Below are 22,955 nucleotides of genomic sequence, written 5' to 3'. Positions count from 1 at the left end.
NCGTCCCGCGTCCACACCCCGGCGGCGAGGCCGAAGTCGGTGTCGTTGGCGAGCGCGACGGCCTCCTCCTCGGTGTCGAACGGGGTGACCATCCCGACCGGGCCGAAGATCTCCCGGCGCATCACCTCGCTGTCGGCCGGGGCGTCGGCGAGCAGGGTGGGGGCGACGAAGTACCCGCCCGGGCTGCCGGCGACCTCGGCCGGCGCGGTCGAGCCGCCGACGACGGGCTTCGCCCCGGCGGCCAGCCCGGAGCCGATCAGGCCGAGCACCCGGTCCCGCTGCTCGGCGCTGACCAGCGGGCCCATCGTCGTCGCCGGGTCGAGGCCGGAGCCGAGCTGAACCTGGCCCACCCTGGCCGCCAGGGCCTCGACGAACGCGTCGTACACCGGCCGCTGGACGAAGATCCGCGCCCCGGCGATGCAGCACTGCCCCTGGTTGAAGTACACGGCGCCGAAGGTGCCCTCGACGGCGGCGTCGAGGTCGGCGTCGGCGAAGACGACGCTCGGCGACTTCCCGCCGAGCTCCAGCGACACCCGCTTCATCGTCCCGCCGGACGCCTCCAGGATCTTGCGGCCGGTGGCGTTCTCCCCGGTGAAGGTGATCTTGTCGACGCCGGGATGGGCGGCGAGCGGGGCGCCGGCGTCCGGCCCGAAGCCGGTCACGACGTTGATCACGCCCGGCGGGAAGCCGACCTCGGCCGCCAGCCGGGCCAGCCGCAGTGCGGAGAGCGGGGTCTGCTCGGCAGGCTTGAGCACGACGGTGTTGCCGGCGGCGAGCGAGGGCGCCAGCTTGTAGGCGCACATCAGCAGCGGGAAGTTCCACGGGATGATCGCGGCGACCACGCCGACCGGCTCCCGGCGGGTGCTGACGTGCACCGGCAGGCCGCCGTAGGTGGGGATGGTGACGCCCTCGATCTTGCTCGCCATCCCGCCGAAGTAGCGGAAGCCGTTGGCGGTGAGCGGCACGTCGACCATCGCCGACTCGCTCGTCGGCTTGCCGTTGTCGAGCGCCTCCAGCTGGAGGAACTCGTCGGTGAGCGCCTCGACGCGGTTGCCGAGCTCCCACAGCAGCCGGCCGCGCTCCCCCGGGGGCAGCCGGCGCCACCCGGGCAGCGCGGCTCGGGCCGCGGCCACGGCGGCGTCGACGTCGGCGGCGCCGGCCCGGGCGACGGTGGTCAGGACGGTTCCGGTGGACGGGTCCTGGACGTCGAACCGGGCGCCGTCGACCGCCGGGCGCGGCGCGCCGTCGATGAAGAGCTGGTGCTCGGAGTCGACGAAGGTGCGTACGGATGCGAGCAGTTCGGCCTTCACGGGCCAGCCCCCTGGCTTCGAGATATCAGATCTCCGGCACCGTAGCCGGGTTCCTCCGAGCTGGTCAAACCCCTTCTATCCAGCGAAAACATTTACAGGGACGACATCTTCACGACTTGACCCGTAACCGTCCAACCGGGTTCTATCAGGTCATTCGATCTCAGATCAGATCTCAGATCTCATCTCGGCGGGAGGGGGTGCGGTGATGGCCGCGGGCCAGCGCGGTTCCGACCCGGAAACCGGCACGGTCAAGGGCACGGGCAGCAGCGGCGGCGCTGCCGGCGACGGCAGCGGCGACGGCATTCGGCTGTCCGGCGTCACCCGCCGGTACGGCGACGTCGTCGCGGTCGAGCTACTCGACCTCACCGTCCCCCGGCACACCCGGCTCGGCATCGTCGGCCCGAGCGGCTGCGGCAAGTCGACGGTGCTGAGCATGGTGAGCGGGCTGGAGAGCCCGGACGAGGGCGTCGTCGAGGTGCTCGGCGCGACCGACCCGGCCGCCCGGCTCGCCCGCTGCGCCTGGATGCCACAGCGGGACCTGCTGCTGCCGTGGCGCTCGGTGCTGGCGAACGCCTGCGTCTCGCTGGAGAACCGCGGGGTGTCGCGGCGGGACGCGCGGGAGCGGGTGCGGCCGCTGTTCGAGCGGTTCGGGCTGGCCGGCTTCGAGGACCGCCGGCCCTACGAGCTGTCCGGCGGCATGCGCCAGCGGGTGTCGTTCCTGCGCACCCTCGTCGCGGACAAGGACGTGCTGCTGCTGGACGAGCCGTTCGGCGCGCTGGACTCGATCACCCGCGCCGGGGTGCAGGACTGGCTGCGCGACACCCTCGACACCGAGCCGCGGACCGTCGTCCTGGTCACCCACGACGTGGAGGAGGCGCTGCTGCTCAGCCACGAGGTGGTGGTGATGTCGAGCCGGCCGGGCCGGGTCGCCGCGCGGCTGCCGGTCGAGCTGCCGGCCGCCGCGTCGCGCCGTGAGCTGCTCGCGACGCCGGAGTTCGTCCGGCTGCGCGACGCCCTGCTGGCCCACCTGGAGGGGTGACGTGACCCGGATGTGGGCGCTGGTGCGCCAGTACGGCCCGGCGGGCCTGGTCATCCTCCTGGTGCTGGCCGCCTGGGAACTGGCGACCTCGGTGTTCGGCGTGGAGGAGTACATCCTGCCGGCGCCGGGCGAGGTCGTCAGCACACTGTTCGACCGCTGGGACCGGACGTTGTCCAGCGCGACCTGGGTGACGTTGAAGGAAGTGCTCATCGGCTTCGCGATCGCGGTCGCGGCCGGGCTGCTGATCGCCTGTGCGCTGCACTTCTCGGCGATCGCCCGGCGGGCGGTCTACCCGCTGCTGATCGGCTCGCAGACGATCCCGGTGGTCGTGATCGCGCCGATTCTCGCGATCATCTTCGGCTATTCGCTCACGCCGAAGCTGATCCTGGTCGCGCTGCTGTGTTTCTTCCCGATCGTCGTCGGGACGCTGGACGGGCTGGCGGCGGTCGATCCGCAGCTCGTCCGGATGATGCGCACCCTGTACGGCACCCGCTGGTCGATCTTCGTGCGGGTGGAGTTCCCGTCGGCGCTGCCGTCGATGTTCACCGGCCTGCGGCTGTCCGCCGCCTACGCGGCGACGGCCGCGGTGTTCGGCGAGTACTCCGGTTCCACCGACGGACTGGGGCACGTGATGCGCCAGGCCGTCCCGCAGTTGCAGAGCGCCCTGGTGTTCGCCGCGATCGCACTGCTGACCGCGATGTCCGTGGCCCTGTTCGTCCTCGTCACCCTCCTCGAACACGTCCTGGTCCCCTGGGCCAGGGAAGGGAAGAAGAAATGAGAGCCAAGCGTCTGGCTAGCGGGGTGGCCGCCCTGCTGGCGGTCACTCTTCCCCTCGTCGCCTGTGGGGACGACGACAGCTCCTCCGACGGCGAGGCGCTGCGCAAGACGACGGTTCTGCTGGACTGGGACCCGAACCCCGACCACGTCGCGCTGTACACGGCGAAGAAGGCCGGCTTCTTCACCGACGCCGGGCTCGACGTGACCTTCCAGCCGCCGTCCGACCCGTCCGACCCGACCAAGCTGGTCAGCACCGGAAAGATCGACATCGGTATCTCCTACGAGCCCGAGACGATCATCTCCGGTTCCCAGGGCCTGGACGTCATCGCCGTGGGCGCGCTGGTGCCGACCGCGCTGCTGTCGATCGCCGCCACCGGCGACTCGGGCGTGCGGACGGTCGCCGACCTCGCCGGCAAGACGATCGGGACGCCGGGCCTGCAGACGAACGACGCGTTCCTGAAGACCATCCTCGCGAAGAACGACATCGACCCGGCGTCGGTGAAGAGCGTGAGCATCGCGCAGGACCTGCTGTCGGCGATGGTGGCCGGCAACGTCGACGCGACGCTCGGTTCCTACCGCAACATCGAAGGCGTCGATCTGGCCGAGCGGGGCCTGAACCCCACGATCATCCCGGTCACCGAGGCGGGTGTGCCGGACTACGACGAGCTGGTGATCATCGCGCAGAAGAGCCGGCTGAAGTCGGACCCCGCCTACCAGCAGCTCGTCCGCGACTTCCTGAGCGGGCTCGCCAAGGGCAACGCCAAGGTGATCGACGACCCGGCCGGCGCTTCGGAGATCATCGCCGCGGAGGCCGAGGGCTACGACGAGGCGATCGTGCCGAAGATGATCGACGCCACCGTCCCGCTGCTGAAGAACGACGAGGGCTTCGGCCACCAGGACGTCGCCGACTGGCAGGCGTTCGCCGACTGGATGAAGTCCGAAGAGCTCATCGAGAAGGCCGTCACCGCGTCCGAGGTCGTCACGAACGAGTACCTGCCGACCAGCTGACCGAAGCGGCCCATCGGAGCGGCTGACCAGGCTCAGCCGCCGAACCTCACCGGCCGCCGGCGCGCCTGCGCCCGGCGGCCGGGTGGACGGGCCCCGCACCGCCTCACGACCCCACCGCCCAGTCGCCCCCCACCGCGGGCGGCCGCCAGCCCCCTCCGCCGGCTGATGATCCTGGCCGCCCGCGATCAAAGGAGATCCACACCCATGAGCACGTCCGTCGGAATGCCGGCAGTCGACATCGCCGCGAAGGTCGCCGCGCAGATCCGGACCGATGACCTCGTCGAGCTCGTCCAGCAGGTCTGCCGCGTTCCGAGCGTGCTCGGCGAGGAGGGCGACCTGGCCCGGTTCCTCGCCCAGACCATGAAGGACCTCGACTTCGAGCAGGTCGGGCTGCAGGAGGTGCTGCCGGACCGGCCGAACGCGATCGGGGAGGTCAACCTCGGCACCGGACGCCGGGTCGTGCTCACCGGCCACCTGGACACCAAGCCCGTCGCCCACGGCTGGACCGCCACCAGCCCGTTCTCGGGCGAGCTCATCGACGGCAACGTCTACGGGCACGGGATCATGGACATGAAGGCGGCACTGGTCTGCCAGATCGTCGCGATCCAGGCGGTGCGGGCCAGCGGGATACCCGTCAGCGGCACGGTCGCGATGGCGGCCGTCGCCGACCACATGGGCGACCAGCTGGGCTCGATCGCCTACTTCGACGAGTACGACGCCGATCTGTGCGTGCTCGGTGAACTGTCCGACAACGAGATCTTCCTCGGGCACCGGGGCCGCTACTACTTCGACATCACGACCCGCGGGCGGACCGCGCACACCTGCCACAAGCCGCTCGCGATCAACGCGAACATGCTCGCCGCGCACGCCGTGCTGGAGCTGGACGCCTCCCGGCTCACCCCGACGATCGAGGACTGGGTCGCCGACCTGTTCGGCCCCGAGACCTACATGGCACCCGGGCGGATCTACGGCNGGCTGCCGCCCGGCGGCCCGTCGATGATCCCGGACGAGTGCGTGATCCGGGTGGACTGCCGGCCGCAGCCGGGCGTCACCGTCGAGGAGGTGCGCGCCGAGATCGACCGCTGCCTGGCCCGCGCCCACGCCCGCGACCCGCGCTTCGCCGCCGACGTCGTCCTGGCGGATGTCAAGAACGGCTACCTGGCCGGGCCCGACGACGAGGTCGTGACGTTGATGAGCAGCGCGCTCGGCGCCGTGCGCGGCGGGGTCACGCCGAAGCTGTCCGCCGCCGGCTGGCTCGGTGACACCGCGAGCTTCGGCCACAAGGTCCCCACCGTCATCTTCGGGCCGGGCGGTGAGCCGGTGTACTGCCCGGACGAACACCTCAGCGTGGACGACCTCGTCGAGGCGACCCGGACCTACGCGACGTTCGTCGCGCTGGCGCTCGCCCCGGAGTCGGCGTGACCGCAGCCGGGGCGGCACCCGCCGGCCGGCCGGCGCGGGTGCTGCTCGCCAAACCCGGTCTCGACGGCCACGACCGCGGCATCAAGGTCATCGGGATGGCGCTGCGGGACGCCGGCGCCGAGGTCATCTACCTCGGGCTGCGCCGCTCCGTCGCGGAGATCGTCGCGGCGGCCCGGGACGAGGACGTCGACGTCATCGGTATCTCGGTGCTCTCCGGCGCGCACCTCGCGCTCACCAGGGCACTGCTGCGCGAGCGCGACGCGGCCGGCATCGCCGACATCCCCGTCACCGTCGGCGGCACGATCGGCGCCACGGACGCGGCCACCCTGCGCGAGCTCGGTGCCGCGGCCGTGCAGGGCGTCGGCACGCCACTGCCGCAGGTCGTCGACACCATCCTCGGTATCGCCACCGCGACCCGGGCCGCGACCGACCCGACGACTGACACGGTGGTGGTACGCGGATGAGCACCTCCCAGCCATCCCAGGTTTCCCGGACCTCCCGGCCGCGGGTCACGCCCATGCACACCGAGTCCGGCATCCCCGTCCGCCTGGTCTACGACGAGGAGGACCTGGCGCCGGGGCTGCCCGACCGGCTCGGGCAGCCCGGTGACGCGCCGTACACCCGCGGCCCGTACCCGACGATGTACCGGGAGAAGCTCTGGACGATGCGTCAGTACGCCGGTTTCGGATCGGCCGAGGACGCCAACGCCCGTTACCGCTACCTGCTCGCCCAGGGGCAGACCGCGCTGTCCGTCGCCTTCGACCTGCCCACCCAGCTCGGCTACGACTCGACCGACCCGATGGCCGAGGCCGAGGTCGGCCGGGTCGGTGTCGCCATCGACACCGCCGAGGACATGGTGCGGCTGTTCGACGGCCTGCCGCTGGGCGACCTGTCGGTGAACCACACCATCAACGCGACCGCCCCGGTGATCCTCGCGTTCTTCCTGGTCGCCGCGGAACGCCAGGGTGTGCCGTTCGACCGGGTCGCCGGCACCACCCAGAACGACCTGCTCAAGGAGTTCCTCGCCCGCAAGACCTACATCTACCCGCCGGCCGCGTCGCTGCGCCTCGTCGGCGACGTCGTCGCGTTCGCGGCCGAGCGCCTGCCCCGGTTCAACCCGATCTCCATCACCGGCTACCACGTCCGCGAGGCCGGCAGCGACGCCGTCCAGGAGCTCGGGCTCGCCCTCGCCTCCGCCATCGCCTACGCCGACGAGATCACCCGGCGCGGCCTGCCGTTCGACCACTTCGCCGGCCGGCTGTCGTTCCACTTCTCCGCCACCCTCGACCTGTTCGAGGAGGTCGCGAAGGTCCGCGCGGCCCGGCGGATGTGGCACCGGATCGCCACCGAGCGGTTCGGCGCGACCAGGCCCGAGTCGTCCCGGATGCGGTTCTTCTCCGGCTGTTCCGGCACCGTTCTCACCGCCCAGCAGCCGCTGAACAACGTGGTCCGCTCGACGATCTCCTGCCTGGCGGCGGTGCTCGGCGGCGCGCAGTCGGTGCACGTGATGGGCTGGGACGAGGCGCTGGAGATTCCCAGCGAGGAGTCGGTGCGCCTCGCCCTGCGCACCCAGCAGATCGTCGCGCACGAGTCGGGGGTGACCCGCACCGTCGACCCGCTGGCCGGCTCCTACTACGTCGAGTCGCTCACCGACGAGCTGGAGCGGCGCGCCTTCGAGCTGATCGAGAAGATCGACGACGGCGGCGGGATGGTGGACATGCTCGCCGCCGGCATCCCGCAGCGCTGGGTCGCGAAGACCGCCTACCGCACCGAGCGCGAACTCGTCGACGGCAGCCGGGTCAAGGTCGGCGTCAACCGTTTCACCGACGAGTCGGACGCCGACGCCGACCCGCGGCTGTTCGAGCCGGACCCGTCGGCGCAGGAACGCGCCCGTACCCGGCTGCGCGAGCACCTGACCGGCCGGGACGGCGTGGCCGCCGCCGCCTCACTGGAACGGCTGCGCGGGGTTCTCCGTTCGGACGCGAACGTGATGCCGGCCCTGCTCGACTGCGCCCGGGCCGGCGCGACGATCGGTGAGATCAACGCCCTGATGCGGGCCGAGTTCGGCGAGTACCGGGAGCCCGCACCGTGGTGAGCGGCGAGATGAGGATGACCGGGGCGGTGGCCGGGCTGCCACCGGCCGGGCTGCCACCATCCGGGCTGCCGCTGGCCGGGGTCCGGGTCGTCGATCTCACCCGCTTCGTCTCCGGCGCGTACGCGACGATGATGCTCGCCGCGCTCGGGGCCGATGTCGTCAAGGTCGAACCACCCGCCGGCGGGGACTCCTACCGCGCCCAGGCCACCGCGACGGTGGCCGACCGCTCCGCGCTGTTCCTCTCCCTCAACAACGGCAAGCGCAGCCTCGCCCTCGACCTGCGCGCCCCGGCCGGACAGGCGGCGCTGGAAAGGCTGCTCGCCGGGGCCGACGTCCTGGTCGAGAACGCCCGGCCCGGCGCCCTCGCCCGTTACGGCCTGGACGCCGAGGCGGTGCTCGCCCGCCATCCGCGCATCGTCTACGGCTCGGTGTCCGGGTACGGCCAGACCGGCCCGGACGCCTCCCGCGGCGGCTTCGACCTCATCCTGCAGGCCGAGGCCGGCCTCATGAGCGTCACCGGAACAGCCGAGTCCGGCCCGGTGAAGGTCGGCGCGCCGCTGCTCGACGTCGGCGCCGGGATCTGCGCCGTCACCGGAATCCTCGCCGCCCTGCTGCGCCGGGCCGAGACCGGCCTCGGCGGGCACGTGTCCTCCTCGCTGCTGGAGTTCGCCCTGGCCGGGCTCACCACCCCGGCGTCGGCCTACTTCGCGGCCGGCGAGATCCCCAGCCGGCTCGGCACGCACTCACCGTCGTTCGCGCCGTACGGGGCGTTCCGGGCCCGCACCGGCGAGCTCGTCCTGGCCGGCGCCGGCAACGAGGCGCTCTGGCGGCGGCTGTGCGTGACGATCGGCATTCCGGAGGCCGTCGACGACCCGGCGTTCGCGACCAACGCCGACCGCGTCCGCAACCGCGACGCACTCACCGCCCGCATCGAGACGGCCCTCGCCGCCGACGACGCACCCACCTGGGTCGCCCGGCTGGAAGCGGCCGGTGTACCCGCCGGCCTCGTCCGGGACGTCGGCGAAGCACTCACCTCGGCGCAGGCCACCGCCATCGGCGCGGTCGCGGCGGTCGCCACCCCCGACGGGATCCCCTACCAGGCGGTCACCGTGCCGCTGCGGGCCCCCGGGCCGCTGTCCTTCCCCTCCGGGGCGCCCGACCTGGGCCAGCACACCCGCGAGGTGCTGCGCGAGGCCGGGCTGAGCGACCCCGAGATCGACGAGCTGCGCACGGCCGGCACGATCCTGGACGGCTCGCCCGCCCGCGACACCCCCGCCGGCGGCACCCCCGCCGGTGGCACGACCGGTGTCGTGGAGGGAAGCCGATGAGTACCGGCGCCGACCGGCTCGCGGCAGCGGCCGAGCGGGTCCTCGCCCGCACCGAGGAGTTGTGCCGGATTCCGGCGCCGCCGTTCGGAGAGGCCGGGCGGGCCGCCGTGGTCGCCGGCTGGTGGGCCGCCGACGGTCTGGCCGAGGTGCGCGTCGATGCGACCGGCAACGTCTGGGCCAAGGTCCGGGACGGCGTGGGCGCCGCTTCGGGCGCTGTGGTCGTCGCCGCGCACCTGGACACGGTCTTCGGCCCGGAGGTCGAGCACGGGGTCCGCCGGGAGGGCGACCGGCTGGTCGGCCCGGGCGTCGGCGACGACAGCGTCGCCGTCGCCGCCCTCGCGGAGCTCGGCTGGCTGCTCGCGGCCGGCGACAGCGCGACAGCCGGCACCGGCACCGGCACCGACACCGGCACCGGCGGAACAGGCACGGGTGCGGGCGGCCGGGCGGTGTGGGTGCTCGCGACGGTCGGCGAGGAGGGAGTCGGCAACCTCGCCGGCGTCACCGCCGCGCTCGCCGCGCCGCCGGTGCCGGTAGCGGCACTGATCGCGGTGGAGGGCAACTACCTGGGCCGGGTGACCACCACCGGAGTGGGCTCGGTGCGGTTCGCGGTCACGGTCACCGGCCCGGGCGGGCACGCCTGGGAGCGCGCGGACGCGCCGAGCGCGGTGCACGCCGCCGCCGGCCTGGTCGCCCGGCTGGCCGCGCTCGCCCGCCCCGCCGACCCCGCCCATCCCGCTGCCGTCCCCGGGCGGGTGGCGGTGAACGTCGGGCGGATCTCCGGCGGTGAGGCGATCAACATCCGCGCCGCCGGCTGCCGGTTCGAGGTCGACCTGCGGGCCGACTCCGCGGCCGGCCTCGGCGCGCTGGAGCGCGGCGCCCGGGCGGTGATCGACGACCCCGGGACGGGCCTTTCCGTCGAGGTCCGGGAGATCGGCCGCCGCCCCGCCGGTGGCATCGCCGCCGACCACCCGCTGGCCACCGCCGCGTTCGCGGCGCTCGCCCGGCGCGGACTCGCCGGCCGGGAGCACGCGGCCAGCACCGACGCGAACGCCGCCTACGCGGCCGGTATCCCGGCGATCACCGTCGGGATCACCTACGGCGAGCGTGAGCACACCGTCGACGAATGGATCGACCTGGCGCCGGTGGCCGACGGCCTCGCGGCACTGGCCGACACCGCGGCATCCGCCGCCCGACTTTTCGAGGAGTGAGCCGGATGCGTAGTGGAGTGGTCCTCCAGGGGGTCGACACCCCCGACGTCTTCGAGTCGTACGTGACCGAGATCGAGCGGTCCGGTTTCGACCATCTGTGGCTGACGGACTCGTCGCTGCACAGCCGCAACCCGTACGCCTACCTGACGCTGGCCGCGCGGGCGAGCAGCCGACTGCTGCTCGGCACGGCGGTCACGAACCCGCTGACCCGGCATCCGGGAATCACCGCGGTGGCGGCGGCGACCGTCGACGAGATCGCCGCCGGCCGGTTCATCCTGGGCATCGGCGCCGGCGACCGGCCGCTGGAGGCCCTCGGGATGCGGCCCGCGAAGCTCGCCGTCCTGGAGGACTCGATCGCCGCGATCCGGGCGCTGCTGCGCGGTGGGGACGTCGACCACACCTCGGCCGGGTTCACGCTGCACGACGCGCACCTGCGGTTCGGCGCCCGCGCCGACATCCCGGTGTTCATCTCGGCGAGCGGGCCGAAGACCCTGGAGCTGGCCGGCCGGGTCGCCGACGGGGTGGTGCTGCTCGCCGGCCTGCACACCGACGGGATCCGGTTCGCGCTGGAGCACATCGACCGCGGGGTGGCGGCGGCGGGGCGTTCCGCCCGCCCGCACGTGGCGGTCTTCGCCTACGGCCGGATCGACGAGGACGAGCAGGCCGCGCTCGCCGCCGCACGCAGCATCGCCGCCTGGTTCCCGCAGACCGCCCCGGTGTACTGCGAGCTGGCCGGCCTCGACCGGCCGCTGATCGACGAGGTCCGCCGGCGCTACTCCGGGGGCGAGTTCCAGGAGGCCGCGGCCGCGGCGGAGCTGCTCCCGGACGAGTTCGTCCGGCGGATGGCGCTGTCGGGTAATCGGGAACGCACCGTCGCGCAGCTGCGTGGGCTGGCCGAGGCCGGTGTCGACTCGGTGAACGTGTTCCCGCTCGGCGACGACCGGATGAGCACGGTCGCCCGGTTCCGCGACGCGTTCGACGCCGCGTTCGGCGCCCGCGCTGAGGTAGCTGAGGTGACGGAGGTAGCTGACGGGACGGAGGTATTCGCCCGGTAGCTGACCGGGAGCCACTCCCGGCGGCCGCGACGACGACGACGGCCCAGGGGTGCGGTGCGCCGGCAGACCGGCCCGGCGGCGGCATCATTATGGCCGATGTCCGCCATAAGCGGACTGTCCGTCTTTTGAGAGGAAACCGGCAATGTCGAGGTCACAGCGGTGGGGCCAGGCCCGGTCCCCCATTTCGGGATTTCCGGCGGCGGGACGCTCGCGGTCGGGGTCCGGCCGTGGCTGACCGGTCGGCGCAGCCCGCCCAGGAAACCCCGCACCGCCAGCTCAAGGACGTCGTTTACCTGCGGCTGAAGCAGGAGATCGTCGACCTGGAGCTGCTGCCCGGGTATCCGATGCGGGAGGTCGAGCTCGCCGGCCGGCTCGGGGTGAGCAAGACGCCGCTGCGCGAGGCGCTCGTCCGGCTTCAGCGGGAACGCCTGGTCGAGCTCGTCCCCTACAAGGGCGCGGTCGTCTCCGGCTACGACCGCGAGGACCTGAAGGAGATCTACGAGCTGCGCGAGCTGCTGGAGGGCGCGTGCGCGCGGGAGGCGGCCGAGCACATCAGCGCCGCGGACCTGGCGGAGCTGACCCGGATGGTCCGGGACAGCGAGCGGGCCTGGGCCGACGGGGACGTGGACAGTCTGCCGGAGCTGCTGGAGGCGTTCGACCGGATCGTCTACCGGCAGACCCGCAACCGCCGGATCCGGGAAATGATCGAGAACCTCAGCGACCACCTGATTCGGATCGGCAACCTGACGGTCGCCATCCCGGGGCGCCTGGAGGGCTCCGTCCGGCAGCACAGCGCCATCCACGACGCGATCACCCGCCGGGACCCGGCCGCGGCCGAGCGGCTGATGCGCGAGCACGTCAGCAGCGTGATGGCCGACCAGCTGGCCGCGTTCGACCCGGATGACACCAGCGCGTGGGTCGGCCGCGGCGCCCGGGCACGCAAGAGCGAGAACGACTGACCGTCGCGATGAGGAGGTCCACCCATGTCCGAGCGCACGCTGATCCGTAACGGGACGGTGCTCACCCTGGACGACGCCGACACCGTGTACTTCGGTGGCGACGTCCTGATCGAGGGCGACCGGATCGCCGCCGTCGGCCCGACCGGCACCCTGGACGGGGCCGCCGCCGGGACCGCCGGGGAGGCGCCGGCCACCGTCCTCGACGGCACCGACAAACTCGTGCTGCCNGGGCTGGTCGACCTTCACTACCACACGGCGATCGCGAAGGGTTACAGCGATCACCTCCCGCTGTGGGAGTACCTGGACACCTGCTGGTACCCGATCATCCGCGCGCTCGACCCGGAGGCGGCGTACTGGGCGGCGCTCGCCAGCTACGCGGAGTCGATCAAGGGTGGCGTGACCACCGTCAACGACATGTACCGCCAGCTGGAGGCACTGTCGAAGGCCGCGTCCGAGATCGGCATCCGGGCGGTGCTGTCGAACGACGTGGCCGACGCCGAGCACAACCTCGACACCCTCGAGGACAACCACCGCGCGTACACCGCCTGCCACGGCGCCGCCGACGGCCGGGTCGAGGTCTACATCGGCATCGAGTGGCTGCCGATCGCCTCCCGGGAGCTGCTGCGCGACACCCGGGCGCTCGCCGACCAGCTGGGCACCGGGATCCACATCCACCTCAACGAGTCGCTGTCCGAGGTGGAGAACTCGAAGGCCCGCTTCGGGCTGCGGCCGACCGAGGTCGCCTACGAGACGGGCATCCTCGGCCGGAACACCGTCGCCGCGCACTGCGTCTGGCTGTCGGACACCGAGATCGCCCTGATGCGGGAGACGAACACGCAGATCTCGCACAACCCGAGCTCGAACGCGAAGCTCGGCAACGGCATCGCGCGGCTGCCGGAGATGCTCGCCGCCGGGCTGAACGTCGGCCTCGGCCACGACGCTGCCGAGTGCAACAACAGCCGGGACATGTTCCAGGTGATGAAGTTCGCCTCGCTGATGCACCGGGCGAACCGCGTCGACTCCAGCCTCGGCCAGGCACCGGACGTCGTCCGGATGGCGACCCGCAACGGGTCGGCCGCGCTGGGGCACCAGACCGGGCAGCTGGTCGCCGGGCACAAGGCCGACATCANCCTGGTGGACCTCAACAGCACGATGTTCACGCCTCGCAAGGCGAATGACGTCGCCCACCTGTACTCCCACCTCGTGTACTCGGCGAACGGCTCGTGCGTCGACNCGACGATCATCGACGGCCGGGTGGTGATGGCCGGGCGCGAACTGACGCTGGTCGACGAGGATCTGATCCTGCGCGAGGCGGACAAGGCGTTCGCCCGGGTGCTGGCCCGGGTGGAGAACGCCGGCACGGACGTCCCGATCCCGCCCACCCCGTCGGCCGTGGCATGACCTCCCCTGAGCATCCGGTACGGGCCGAGATCCCCGCGGCCACCGTCGCCAACGTCCTGGACCGCTGCCTGGCCGTCGGCAAGGGCGAGGAGGTCGTGCTCCTCACCGACGCCGAGACCGACCCGGCGGTCGTCGCGGCGCTCGCCGCCGGCGTCGAGGAGCGCGACGCCGTGTGCGTGGTCGCGCGGGTGCCGCGCTACCAGGTGCCGGGCAGCGAGCCGCCGGGCTCGGTCGCGGCGCTGCTCGCCGAGGCCGCGGCGGCGATCGAGCTGACGTCGACGTTCATCGGATCGTCGGCGGCCCGCCAGCAGGCGTCCCACGCCGGCACCCGGTACCTGGCGATGCCGGCCGTACGGGCCAGCACATTCCGCGCCGGGGGGCCGCTGGACGTCGACTTCGACGAGCTGCGCCGCACGGTCGAGGTTCTCGCCGCCTCCTGGGCGGGCGCCGACACCTACCGCATCACCAGCCCGGCCGGGACGGACGTCGCCGGCTCGGTGCGCGGCCGCGGCGGCCGGGCGCTGCACGGCATCGCCCGTGAGCCGGGCGCCTACATGGCGCCGCCCGATGTCGAAGCCGGCACCGCCCCGGTCGAGGGCAGCACCGACGGCGTCGTCGTCATCGACGCCGACCTGCTGTTCATGGGCGTCGGGCCGCTGCCGTCCCCGGTCGCGCTCACCTTCCGCGCGGGCGAGCTGGTCGACGTGTCCGGCCGGGAGGCCGACCGGCTCACCGACATGATCGCCCGGGTCGCCGACCCGCGGATGTCGAACCTCGCGGAGGTGTCGGTCGGGCTGAACCCGAACGGCCGGGTGTGCGGGGTCGCGATGGAGACCGAGTCGACGCTGGGTACGGCACATATAGCGCTCGGGAACTCGATCGCGTACGGCGGGACGGTCGCCGCCGCGGCGCACCTGGACTGCGTGCTGCGCGCCGCGACGCTCCACCTCGACGGACGTCCCGTGCTGGTGGAAGGGGTGCTCGCGGATGACCTCACAGTCGGCTGAACGCATCCTGGTCGTCGGCGACCCGGTGGTCGCGCTCGACGAGCGGACCCTGATCCCGGACGGGGCCGTCATCGTCGAGGGCTCCACCATCGCCGCGGTGGGCCCGCGGGAGCTGATGGAGGCCCGCGGCCCGTTCGACCGGGTGATCGGCTCCCGGGACCACCTGGTCATGCCCGGCTTCATCAACTGCCACTACCACTCGGAGCTCGCCGCCGGCCCCGGCCTGTACCAGCTGATCTTCGAGCGGGCGAACGTGCACGTGCACTCCGGGTACGGCCCGATGGACGAGGAGGACCTGGCGACCGTCCTGCGCTGGGGGCTCGTCCAGGCGATCAGGGGCGGGCAGACCGGCGCCGTCGACATGTACTACGGCCGCCCGGCGCTGCCCGACTTCGGCGCCGAGGTCGCCCTCTCGGTGTACGACGAGATCGGCTTCCGGGTCGCGTTCGGCCTGGTCAGCCGGGACCAGAACACCTACGTGCACGAGCCGGACGAGCAGTTCCTGGCCCGGCTGCCGGCCGATCTCGCCGCCCGGGTGCGCCGCTCCCCCATGGGCTACGCCTGGCCGGTCGACGACGTCATGGCCGCCTACGACCGGCTGGTCCGCCGCTGGGACGGCCACGGCGACCGGATCCGGGTGCTGCTCGCGCCGGACTGGACTCCCGCCTGCTCGGACGAGCTCTACCGCCGCTGCCGCGCCGCCGCCGACCACTACGGCACCGGGATCACCTCGCACGTGCTGGAGACCCGGGCCGAGGCGATGTGGAACGTCCGCGCGCACGGCCGCTCCGCGCTGGAGCGGCTCGCCGACCTCGGGGTCCTGGGCCCGGACCTGGTCTGCGCGCACTTCGTCTGGGTGACCGACGACGAGCTGCGGATCTTCGCCGACTCCGGGGCGGTCGCCTCGAACAACGCCGGGTCGAACCTGCGGCTGTCGGCCGGGATCTGCCGGGCCCGCGACATCCTCGCCACCGGCGGGCGGCTGGCGTTCGGCACCGACGGGATCTCCTTCAGCGACCGCGAGGACTTCTTCGCCGAGCTGCGGCTGGCCACCATGCTGCAGCGCGACCCGCGGGTGTTCGACGAGATCCGGCTGGACTCGGCGAGCGTTCTGCGCGCCGCCGGCGAGAACGGTTCGCGGGCGCTGCGGATGGAGGGCCGGGTCGGCCGGCTCGCCCCCGGCACGTTCGCGGACCTGCTGGTGGTCGACACCCGGCGCATCCTGTTCCCACCCGGCCGGTACGACTCCACCCCGGTGCTGGACGTCCTCCTCGACCGGGCGAGCGCCGCGGACATCGACACCGTGCTCATCCACGGCAAGGTCGTCATGGCGGGCGGCCGGGTCACCGTCGTCGACGAGGACGCCCTCGCGGCGAAGCTGGCTGAGGTCGGCGAGCGGCGCCTGTACCGGCCGACCGCGGACGAGCGGGACTGGGCCGCCCTGGGCGCCGAGGTTGAGCCGTACGTCCTGGACTTCTACCGGCCCTGGTACGAGACGCGGCCCGAGCCCGCGTCGGTCTACAACGCCCGCCGCCTCTAGGCGGCTCCCAGCCGCCGGACCACCCCAGGACCGGGTGCCGAGCACCCAGAACGGACAGCGAACGTCATGATTATCGACGCGCACACGCACATCCTGAGCCTGGCCGAGGACCACGAGTTCAACACGGACTACGGCCGTGAGGGCTCGCTGTGCATCTACCGCAGCCTCGGCAAGGTGCCCTCCCACCGGATGCCGACCGAGGACGAGTGGGAGGACAGCGGGTTCTCCCGGGCCGGCTGGCCGGTGATCGGGCCGGCGGAGAGCCTGCGCGACCATCCCGGCTTCGACAAGATGATCGTCCTCGGCGTCTCGCCGCAGTTCCTCGACGGCGAGCTGATCGGGACGGTCGACACCTACGGGATCACCGACGTGCCCGGCCCGCCGACCCCGGAGAAGTGCAACGACTACATCGCGGCCGTGGTCCGCTCCGACCCGGAGCGCTTCATCGGCTTCGGGTCGGTGAACCCGGCCTACCGCGGCCCGCGGGCGGCGGTCGCCGAGCTGCGCCGGTCGGTCGAGGAACTCGGGCTGTCCGGGGTGAAGCTCTACCCGATGTACCAGCACTGGTCGCCGCAGGACCGGGAGATCGCCTTCCCGGTCTTCGCCGCCGCCGCCGACCTCGGCATTCCGGTGATGGTCCACCAGGCCGGCTCCACCCGCATCGACGCGCGGATGGACTATGCGCGCCCGGCGATGCTCGACGACGTCGGCCGGGAGTTCCGCGACCTGCGGGTGATCATCGCCCACTGCGGGATCCCGTGGATCGACGAGGCGCTGTTCATGCTCACCAAGCACCCGAACTTCTACACCGACATCTCGTACCACATCGCCACCGTGACGGACGAGGAGTTCTACCGCTTCCTCATCCACTGCGAGCAGTTCTTCGTGCCGCTGGAAAAGCTGCTGTTCGGCAGTGACTACCCNGGTTTTCTCTACGACCCGGTCAAGCTGAAGGACAAGGTCCTGGGCGTGAACGAGCAGGCCGACCGGCTCGGGCTGCCGAGGATTCCGCCGGAGAAGCTGGCCGGCATCATGGGCGACAACGCCGCCCGCCTGCTCGGCCTCGTCGAAGCCTGACCCCGGCCTTCTCGCGGGCCTTCCGGCGCGGCTCAGCTCCGCCGCGGTGCCGGGCGGGCATCGCGCCCCGCCCGGCACCGTGCGCGTCAGAGCTCGATGAGGTCGGCGGCCCGGCGGCCGATCATCATGGTGGCGAGGTTGGTGTTCGCCCGGGTGATCGTCGGCATCACCGAGGCGTCGGCGACCATCAGCCCGTCGACACCGCGCACCCGCAGGCGGCGGTCCACCACGGCCGTCGGGTCGTCGTCATCCCCGAGCCGGGCCGTGCCGACCGGATGGTTGTACGTCCCCACCCGGGCGACGACCGCCGCCTCCAGGTCCTCGGCGTCGCGCCACCACGGCTTCTCGGGGAGCGTGACGATGCCGGTCGCCGCGACCTGCTCGATCAGCCCGGCGGCGACCCGCACCCCCTCGGCGAGGTTCTTGCGGTCGACGTCGTCGGCGAGGTGCGCCAGGTCGATCGCGGTGCCCTCCGGGGTGACCCGCACGTAGCCGCGGCTGCGCGGCGCCATCAGCCCGACCGCGAACGAGACCTCGCCGGCCGGCCGGGAGGTGTCGTAGAGGTGCGCGGAGAACGGGAAGATCTGGATCTCCTCCAGCGGGTCGCCGCCGAGACCGAAGCGCAGCAGCGAGCCGCTGACNGGCCGGGCCGCGATCACCTCCGGGTCGGCCGTCACGTTCAGCATCACCCACGGGTGGTCCTGCAGGTGCTCGCCGACGCCGGGCAGGTCGACACCGGAGGCGACGAGCAGCTCGGGGGTGCCGAACGCGCCGGCCGCGAGCACGACGACGTCGGCGTCGAGGACGCGGTTGGCGCCGTCCGGACCGGTGACCTCGACGCCGCGGGCCCGCCCGTCGGTGATCACGACGCGGCGGGCGGTTGTCTCGGCGAGCAGGGTCACCCGGCCGCGCAGCCCCGGCATCACACCGGCGAGGGTGCCCCAGCGACCCTCGTCGACCCGGTTCGTCGGCCACGGGCCGATGCCGAGCGCGCCCGGGGCGTTGTGGTCCGGCGCGCTCGGGTGGCCGGCGGCCAGGCAGGCGGCGGTGAACGCGTCGTCGATCGCACCCTGGGAGAGCCTGGTCATGACGATCGGGCCGGAGTCACCGTGGTAGTCCGCGTCGCCGAACTGCTCGTCGGTCTCGTTCGCCTTGAACGCGGGCAGGCAGTCCGCCCACGTCCAGCCCTCGCCCCAGGGGTCGAAGTCCCACTGCTGGCCGCGGACGCCGGCACTGGAGTTGACGGTGGAGCATCCGCCGATCACCTTGCCGCGCGGCAGCGGCACACCCGCCGTCGACCGGTACCCCCAGTCAAGGGACGCCGGGAAGATGTAGTCGTAGAGCAACTCCGGCGGCGCGGGGCTGCCGGGGTCGATCCCGCCCTCCACCAGCGTGACGTCCGCGCGTTCCGCGATGCCGTCGGCGAGCATCAGCCCGGCCGTGCCGGCTCCGACGATGATCACTTTGGGGACTGCCCGCGGCANGGTCATGAGACCTCCTCGATCCGAATCCGGCGACAAAGCGGCAGGATCTTATCCATCAGATATCAGATCCTACGTTGCCGACCAGCCGGCATGGCGGCCTGACGTACAGACTTCGAATTAGTAGAGCCGACCGGACCGTTTCGATAAAGACCAGGTCACAGCGATGTTCCGAACCGATGAACCGGTACGACGCAAGAGAAGATCTGATATCTCAGATGGGCGGAACGGTCACGGGCGGTGGCCGGCGCCGCGGCGCCCCGGCAGCGGAGCGCCCGCCTACGTTCCTTCGGCCGGCACCCGGCCGTAGCGGGCCACCAGCTCCGCCCGACGCCGTTCGTCGAGGTTGGCCCGCGTGACGTCACCGTCGTAGTGCGCGACGACCCGGGGATCCATGACGCTGAACCAGAACCGCGGAACCAGCGCGACCAGGATCATCGTTCCGTAGCCCGAGGGAAGCTGCGGAGCCGTCTCGAAGGACCTGAGCGCCTGGTACCGCACGGTCGGGAAAGCATGATGATCGCTGTGCCGCGGCAGGTGGTAGAGCGCGAGATTGCTGATGACGTCGTCACTGTTCCAGCTGTGCCGCGGGTCCACCTTCTCGTACCTGCCGGTGCTGGTGCGCTCCCGGGCCAGCCCGTAGTGCTCGATGTAGTTGACCGCCTCCAGCAGGGAGAACCCCACCACGGCCTGCAGGGCGAGGAAGAGCAGCGCCGACGGCCCGAACGCCCCCGCGAGCGCTCCGAACAGGACGACCGTGTAGGCCCAGGAGGTCAGCACCTCGTTGTGCCGGGACCACGGCGACCGCCCCCGCAGCCGGAGCCGGCGCGTCTCCAGCTCCCAGGCCGAGCGCAGGCTGCCGAGTACCGTCCGCGGCCAGAACCGCCAGAAGCTCTCCCCGAGCCGGGCGCTCGCCGGGTCCGCCGGAGTCGCGACCCGGACGTGGTGGCCGCGGTTGTGCTCGACGTGGAAATGCCCGTAGGCCGTCGCCGCCAGCATCGCCTTGGACAGGCTCCGCTCCAGCCGGCCACGCTTGTGACCCAGCTCGTGGGCGGTGTTGATCCCGATCCCGGTGACGGTGCCCAGGGCGACGACCACGGCGACGTGCTCGACGACCGACAGGCCGCCACGCGTCCACGCCCAGCACCCGAGCGCCAGCGAGACCCCGGTGATCGGCAGGTAGAGGTAGGTGCACCAGCGGTAGTAGCGGTCGGCGTCCAGTGCCGGGTGGGTCCACTCCGGCGCGCTGACGGGATCCTTCGGGCTGGTCGCGTCGAGCAGTGGAAGCAGCCCGAAGACGAAGAGCGGCGTGAGCCACCACGGCAGGCCGGAGCCGGTGCGGTGCCAGAGCCCGAAGCTGACGACCGGCAGCAGCGGAGGAACCAGTGCGGTCAGCCACATGTAGCGCTTGCCGTCGCGCCACCGCACACCTTCCGGACTCACCAGTACCGGCGCCGCCATGACTGCCCACCCTTCCGCCCACGCGCCGCGAGCTGTGCCCACGACCCGAGTTACGCCCACGCGATGCGAGCCCGCCGCCCCCGCCCCCGCGCCCTGGGGCCACTCGCGGAACCTTCGCCCGGAACCCGACTCGCTCGTCACCGCAGTGTCACATCCACCACCGACAGGAACAATCGGCCGCGATGGGGCACATTCCGCGCCGGTGGCCGCGCCGGGCGATCGACGCGCGGCCTCGCGCCGCTCCGTTCCCCGCACCCGGCCGTTCCCCGCAGCTCGCCGTTCCCCGCACCCGGCCGCCGCCCCGAGGCACACTTCATTCCGTGACCGCGCAGACCGAGCCGCCGTCGGGCCCGCCGACTCCCGCCCCCGCGGGGCGACCGCACGCGTCCATGACGAACGCGCCGCCCTGGATCGGTGGGATGACCATCGGCGCGCTCTTTCTCTCCATGGCCGTCGTCATCACCTACACGCTCCTTCCCCTGCCGGGCCAACGGTCCGTCGGCGACCTGAACTACCTCGCCGCCGGGCTGCTCTTCTTCGGCCACATCGTCATCTCCCGCCTGCTGCGCACCAGGCTGGCGCGAAGGGCCACGATGCGGGCCACGGCAGGGCCGCCACCTCACCCGGGCGGACAGCGCGGCCACGCCCCGGCGCATGACGTCCAGCCAAGCGGACCGGATCGCCCCGACGCCCTGGCCGAGTGATGAAGACGACCTGATCGGCACGGCCCCCGGACTCTCCGGGCTGAAACGATTCGCCGGTGTCCGCACTGGTCGTGGTACTTGTCGGCCTTGTCGCCGGCGTCGCCGCGCAGCGCCTGCACCACCTCCCGGACGACGCGCCGCGGGTCCTCAGCGTCTGGCTGCTCGACATCGCCCTGCCCGCGCTGACCCTGCACGTCCTGCACGACGTCGAGATCCCGGCGAACATCGCGCTGGTCGTCGCGGCCCCTTATCTCCTGTGCGCCGTGACCGTGTTGATCTATCTGGCGGCGGCCCGGGTGCTGCGGCTGAGCCGCGAGGTGGTGGCCGCCCTGTTCGCCGCCACCGCGGTGGCGAACACCTCGTTCGTGGGCATCCCCATGGTCACCGCCTTCTTCGGCGAGTCCTGGGTGCCCGTCGCGCTGTTGACCGACCAGCTGGGCTCCTACCTGCTGCTGAACACCGTGGTGCTGGTAGTGATCACCACCATGGCCGGGGCCGCCTCGACGCCGCTCGCCGTGGCCCGCCGGNCGCTCACCCGGCCCTCGCTGATCGCGCTGGTCCTCGCGCTGGCGCTGCGGCCGGTGGACTACCCGGGCTGGCTGGACGAGGCCCTCACCTCGATCGGCGCGACGTTGACACCGCTGGCGCTGTTCTCCGTCGGCCTGCAGCTACGGCTCACCGCGGTGCGCCGGTGGTGGCGTGAGCTCGCCCTGGGGCTGACGGTGAAGCTGGCGGTGGCGCCCGCGGTGGTCCTCGCGATCTATGCGGCCGCGGGCATGCACCACAAGCCCGATGTGAAGGTGGCCCTGTTCGAGACGGCGATGCCGCCGATGGTCGCCGGCGCGATCCTCGCCGACCGTTACGGCCTCGCCCGCCCGCTGGCAAGCCTGCTGGTCGGCCTCGGCGTGCCGCTGTCCATCGCCACGCTCGCGTTCTGGTCGATACCGCTGCATCCCTGAAGAACTGTGACCTGGTAGTTCAGCGAGGAACTACAAGGGCGTCCTACAGTTGGACGAGAGACGATCGCTGGGTCGCAAACGCCCGGCCGGCCGTGGACACTCGGATGCGGCGGACATTCGGATGCGGCTGACATCGGGCGCGGCGGGCGCGCGGCACGAGAACGGAGGCGGCCAGGTGGCCGAGACACTGCAGGGACAGGCTTCGCCGGAGACCACGGCCCCGGCAACGGCCGGGATCCAGCGGGTCGGGGTGGTCGGATGCGGGCTGATGGGCTCCGGCATCGCCGAGACCTGTGCGCGGGCCGGGCTCGACGTGCTGGTTCGGGAGGTTGACGCCGGTGCGGTCGAGGCCGGTCGGCGGCGGATCACGGCGTCGCTCGACCGCGGCGCCCGCAGCGGCAAGCTCAGCGAGGTTGACCGCGACGCCGCGCTGGCCCGCCTCAGTTTCACCACCGACCTCGGCGACTTCACCGACCGCCAGTTCACCGTCGAGGCCATTGCGGAGAACGAGCAGGCCAAGACCGAGATCTTCGCCGCGCTGGACAAGGTGGTGGCCGACCCCGCGGCCATCTTCAGCTCGAACACCTCCTCCATCCCGATCATGAAGCTGGGGATGGCGACAGGCCGCCCGGACCAGGTCCTGGGTGTGCACTTCTTCAACCCGGTGCCGGTGATGAAGCTGGTGGAGCTCGTCCCGTCGCTGCTCACCTCGGACGAGACCCTCACCCGCACCCAGTCGTTCGTCACCTCCACCCTGCACAAGGAGGTGATCCGCTCCCAGGACCGCGCCGGCTTCGTGGTGAACGCGCTGCTCGTGCCCTACCTGTTGTCCGCGATCCGGATGCAGGAGTCCGGTTTCGCCTCGGCCGAGGACATCGACCTCGGCATGGTGCTCGGCTGCGCCCATCCGATGGGCCCGTTGCGGCTGATCGATCTCATCGGGCTCGACACGGTCAAGGCGGTCGCGGAGTCGCTGTACGACGAGTTCAAGGAGCCGCTTTACTCGCCGCCCCCGCTGCTGCTGCGCATGGTCGACGCCGGTCTGCTCGGGAAGAAGAGCGGCCGCGGCTTCCACCGCTACGCCTGACCCACCACTTCGAGCCAGAACAGGGACGACAACCACC

General features: G+C 72.3%; 20 protein-coding genes and 6 pseudogenes. 22 read left to right on the top strand and 4 right to left on the bottom strand.

Features of this window, described 5'->3' with window-relative positions; translation table 11 throughout:
- Position 1 precedes the first annotated feature (1 nt).
- Positions 2-1,310 (bottom strand): aldehyde dehydrogenase (locus UG55_RS12685; protein ID WP_242424251.1); only part of this gene is annotated, 1,309 nt, incomplete at its 3' end.
- 205 nt (positions 1,311-1,515) lie between these two features.
- On the opposite strand from UG55_RS12685, the gene UG55_RS12680 reads away from it, so the two are divergent.
- The 18 genes and pseudogenes from UG55_RS12680 to UG55_RS47090 form a co-directional block, all read left to right on the top strand.
- A complete protein-coding gene (locus tag UG55_RS12680) occupies positions 1,516-2,349 on the top strand; it encodes an ABC transporter ATP-binding protein (RefSeq protein ID WP_242424250.1) in 834 nt (277 codons plus the stop codon).
- 10 nt (positions 2,350-2,359) lie between these two features.
- Positions 2,360-3,127 (top strand): ABC transporter permease, encoded by a 768-nt coding sequence (locus UG55_RS12675; RefSeq protein ID WP_066067688.1) that lies wholly within the window; start codon positions 2,360-2,362, stop codon positions 3,125-3,127.
- A complete protein-coding gene (locus UG55_RS12670) occupies positions 3,124-4,134 on the top strand; it encodes an ABC transporter substrate-binding protein (RefSeq protein ID WP_066067419.1) in 1,011 nt (336 codons plus the stop codon). Before UG55_RS12675 ends, UG55_RS12670 begins: the two co-directional genes overlap by 4 nt.
- A gap of 165 nt (positions 4,135-4,299) precedes the next feature.
- Positions 4,300-5,106: pseudogene (locus tag UG55_RS47105) on the top strand (M20 family metallopeptidase); the annotation flags it as partial.
- A 1-nt stretch (position 5,107) separates the two neighbouring features.
- Positions 5,108-5,556: M20/M25/M40 family metallo-hydrolase (locus UG55_RS47100; protein ID WP_396230882.1), on the top strand; the 449-nt coding region annotated here is incomplete at its 5' end.
- A complete protein-coding gene (locus UG55_RS12660) occupies positions 5,553-6,020 on the top strand; it encodes a cobalamin B12-binding domain-containing protein (RefSeq protein ID WP_066067414.1) in 468 nt (155 codons plus the stop codon). The genes UG55_RS47100 and UG55_RS12660, both read left to right, overlap by 4 nt.
- Positions 6,017-7,651 carry a methylmalonyl-CoA mutase gene (locus UG55_RS12655; protein ID WP_066067411.1) on the top strand — a complete coding sequence of 545 codons (1,635 nt, stop codon included), beginning with the start codon at positions 6,017-6,019 and terminating at the stop codon, positions 7,649-7,651. The genes UG55_RS12660 and UG55_RS12655 overlap by 4 nt, the downstream gene beginning before the upstream one ends.
- On the top strand, positions 7,648-8,979 hold the full coding sequence (locus UG55_RS12650) for a CaiB/BaiF CoA-transferase family protein (RefSeq protein ID WP_199865121.1): 1,332 nt from the start codon (positions 7,648-7,650) through the stop codon (positions 8,977-8,979). Before UG55_RS12655 ends, UG55_RS12650 begins: the two co-directional genes overlap by 4 nt.
- Positions 8,976-10,187 (top strand): M20/M25/M40 family metallo-hydrolase, encoded by a 1,212-nt coding sequence (locus UG55_RS12645; protein WP_066067405.1) that lies wholly within the window; start codon positions 8,976-8,978, stop codon positions 10,185-10,187. The genes UG55_RS12650 and UG55_RS12645 overlap by 4 nt, the downstream gene beginning before the upstream one ends.
- A 5-nt stretch (positions 10,188-10,192) precedes the next feature.
- On the top strand, positions 10,193-11,242 hold the full coding sequence (locus UG55_RS12640) for an LLM class flavin-dependent oxidoreductase (protein WP_157901509.1): 1,050 nt from the start codon (positions 10,193-10,195) through the stop codon (positions 11,240-11,242).
- A gap of 227 nt (positions 11,243-11,469) precedes the next feature.
- On the top strand, positions 11,470-12,201 hold the full coding sequence (locus UG55_RS12635) for a GntR family transcriptional regulator (protein WP_066067399.1): 732 nt from the start codon (positions 11,470-11,472) through the stop codon (positions 12,199-12,201).
- A 228-nt stretch (positions 12,202-12,429) separates the two neighbouring features.
- Positions 12,430-13,330, top strand: a pseudogene (locus UG55_RS36275) (amidohydrolase family protein); the annotation flags it as partial.
- A 1-nt stretch (position 13,331) separates the two neighbouring features.
- Positions 13,332-13,434 (top strand): annotated as a pseudogene (locus UG55_RS36270) (hypothetical protein); the annotation flags it as partial.
- Position 13,435: 1 nt separating this feature from the next.
- Positions 13,436-13,602, top strand: a pseudogene (locus UG55_RS45330) (amidohydrolase); the annotation flags it as partial.
- Entirely contained in the window at positions 13,599-14,609 is a 1,011-nt protein-coding gene (locus UG55_RS12625) for an aminopeptidase (protein WP_066067393.1), read from the top strand. The pseudogene UG55_RS45330 and the gene UG55_RS12625, both read left to right, overlap by 4 nt.
- Positions 14,590-16,149, top strand: a complete 1,560-nt coding sequence (locus UG55_RS12620) for an amidohydrolase family protein (RefSeq protein WP_066067390.1) — start codon at positions 14,590-14,592, stop codon at positions 16,147-16,149. The genes UG55_RS12625 and UG55_RS12620 overlap by 20 nt, the downstream gene beginning before the upstream one ends.
- A gap of 66 nt (positions 16,150-16,215) precedes the next feature.
- Positions 16,216-17,072: pseudogene (locus UG55_RS47095) on the top strand (amidohydrolase family protein); the annotation flags it as partial.
- 1 nt (position 17,073) lies between these two features.
- The coding region (locus tag UG55_RS47090; protein ID WP_396230890.1) for a hypothetical protein at positions 17,074-17,226 on the top strand (153 nt) is incomplete at its 5' end.
- 86 nt (positions 17,227-17,312) lie between these two features.
- Here the strand turns inward: UG55_RS47090 and UG55_RS47085 are convergent.
- The 3 genes from UG55_RS47085 to UG55_RS12605 form a co-directional block, all read right to left on the bottom strand.
- Positions 17,313-17,738: a GMC oxidoreductase gene (locus UG55_RS47085; protein WP_396230889.1), complete on the bottom strand. Its 426-nt coding sequence runs from the start codon at positions 17,736-17,738 to the stop codon at positions 17,313-17,315.
- Between the two features lie 130 nt (positions 17,739-17,868).
- Positions 17,869-18,689 (bottom strand): GMC family oxidoreductase N-terminal domain-containing protein (locus UG55_RS47080; RefSeq protein ID WP_396230881.1); only part of this gene is annotated, 821 nt, incomplete at its 3' end.
- A gap of 297 nt (positions 18,690-18,986) precedes the next feature.
- Positions 18,987-20,168: an alkane 1-monooxygenase gene (locus UG55_RS12605; protein WP_066067381.1), complete on the bottom strand. Its 1,182-nt coding sequence runs from the start codon at positions 20,166-20,168 to the stop codon at positions 18,987-18,989.
- A 320-nt stretch (positions 20,169-20,488) separates the two neighbouring features.
- On the opposite strand from UG55_RS12605, the gene UG55_RS36265 reads away from it, so the two are divergent.
- The 4 genes and pseudogenes from UG55_RS36265 to UG55_RS12590 all read left to right on the top strand — a co-directional run bounded on the left by UG55_RS36265 (position 20,489) and on the right by UG55_RS12590 (position 22,918).
- Positions 20,489-20,872: a hypothetical protein gene (locus tag UG55_RS36265; RefSeq protein ID WP_242424249.1), complete on the top strand. Its 384-nt coding sequence runs from the start codon at positions 20,489-20,491 to the stop codon at positions 20,870-20,872.
- 56 nt (positions 20,873-20,928) lie between these two features.
- A pseudogene (locus UG55_RS36260) lies at positions 20,929-21,399 on the top strand (AEC family transporter); the annotation flags it as partial.
- 1 nt (position 21,400) lies between these two features.
- Positions 21,401-21,831: AEC family transporter (locus UG55_RS36255; protein WP_242424248.1), on the top strand; the 431-nt coding region annotated here is incomplete at its 5' end.
- A 175-nt stretch (positions 21,832-22,006) separates the two neighbouring features.
- Positions 22,007-22,918: a 3-hydroxybutyryl-CoA dehydrogenase gene (locus UG55_RS12590; protein ID WP_066067685.1), complete on the top strand. Its 912-nt coding sequence runs from the start codon at positions 22,007-22,009 to the stop codon at positions 22,916-22,918.
- Positions 22,919-22,955: the final 37 nt, after the last annotated feature.

It is taken from the genome of Frankia sp. EI5c (assembly GCF_001636565.1).
In the GTDB taxonomy this organism is placed as follows: domain Bacteria; phylum Actinomycetota; class Actinomycetes; order Frankiales; family Frankiaceae; genus Parafrankia.
The sequence above is the reverse complement of the archived record's forward strand: the minus strand, read 5'-3'. Positions and strand labels throughout refer to the sequence as shown.

Bases quoted from the DNA above. Each gene is read 5' to 3' on its own strand.
- UG55_RS47085 (WP_396230889.1), bottom strand. From the start codon at position 17,738: ATGGCGCCGCGCAGCCGCGGCTACGTGCGGGTCACCCCGGAGGGCACC.
- UG55_RS12670 (WP_066067419.1), top strand. From the start codon at position 3,124: ATGAGAGCCAAGCGTCTGGCTAGCGGGGTGGCCGCCCTGCTGGCGGTC.
- UG55_RS12640 (WP_157901509.1), top strand. From the start codon at position 10,193: ATGCGTAGTGGAGTGGTCCTCCAGGGGGTCGACACCCCCGACGTCTTC.
- UG55_RS12625 (WP_066067393.1), top strand. From the start codon at position 13,599: ATGACCTCCCCTGAGCATCCGGTACGGGCCGAGATCCCCGCGGCCACC.
- UG55_RS12605 (WP_066067381.1), bottom strand. From the start codon at position 20,168: ATGGCGGCGCCGGTACTGGTGAGTCCGGAAGGTGTGCGGTGGCGCGAC.
- UG55_RS12655 (WP_066067411.1), top strand. From the start codon at position 6,017: ATGAGCACCTCCCAGCCATCCCAGGTTTCCCGGACCTCCCGGCCGCGG.
- UG55_RS12645 (WP_066067405.1), top strand. From the start codon at position 8,976: ATGAGTACCGGCGCCGACCGGCTCGCGGCAGCGGCCGAGCGGGTCCTC.
- UG55_RS12680 (WP_242424250.1), top strand. From the start codon at position 1,516: ATGGCCGCGGGCCAGCGCGGTTCCGACCCGGAAACCGGCACGGTCAAG.
- UG55_RS12675 (WP_066067688.1), top strand. From the start codon at position 2,360: ATGTGGGCGCTGGTGCGCCAGTACGGCCCGGCGGGCCTGGTCATCCTC.
- UG55_RS12620 (WP_066067390.1), top strand. From the start codon at position 14,590: ATGACCTCACAGTCGGCTGAACGCATCCTGGTCGTCGGCGACCCGGTG.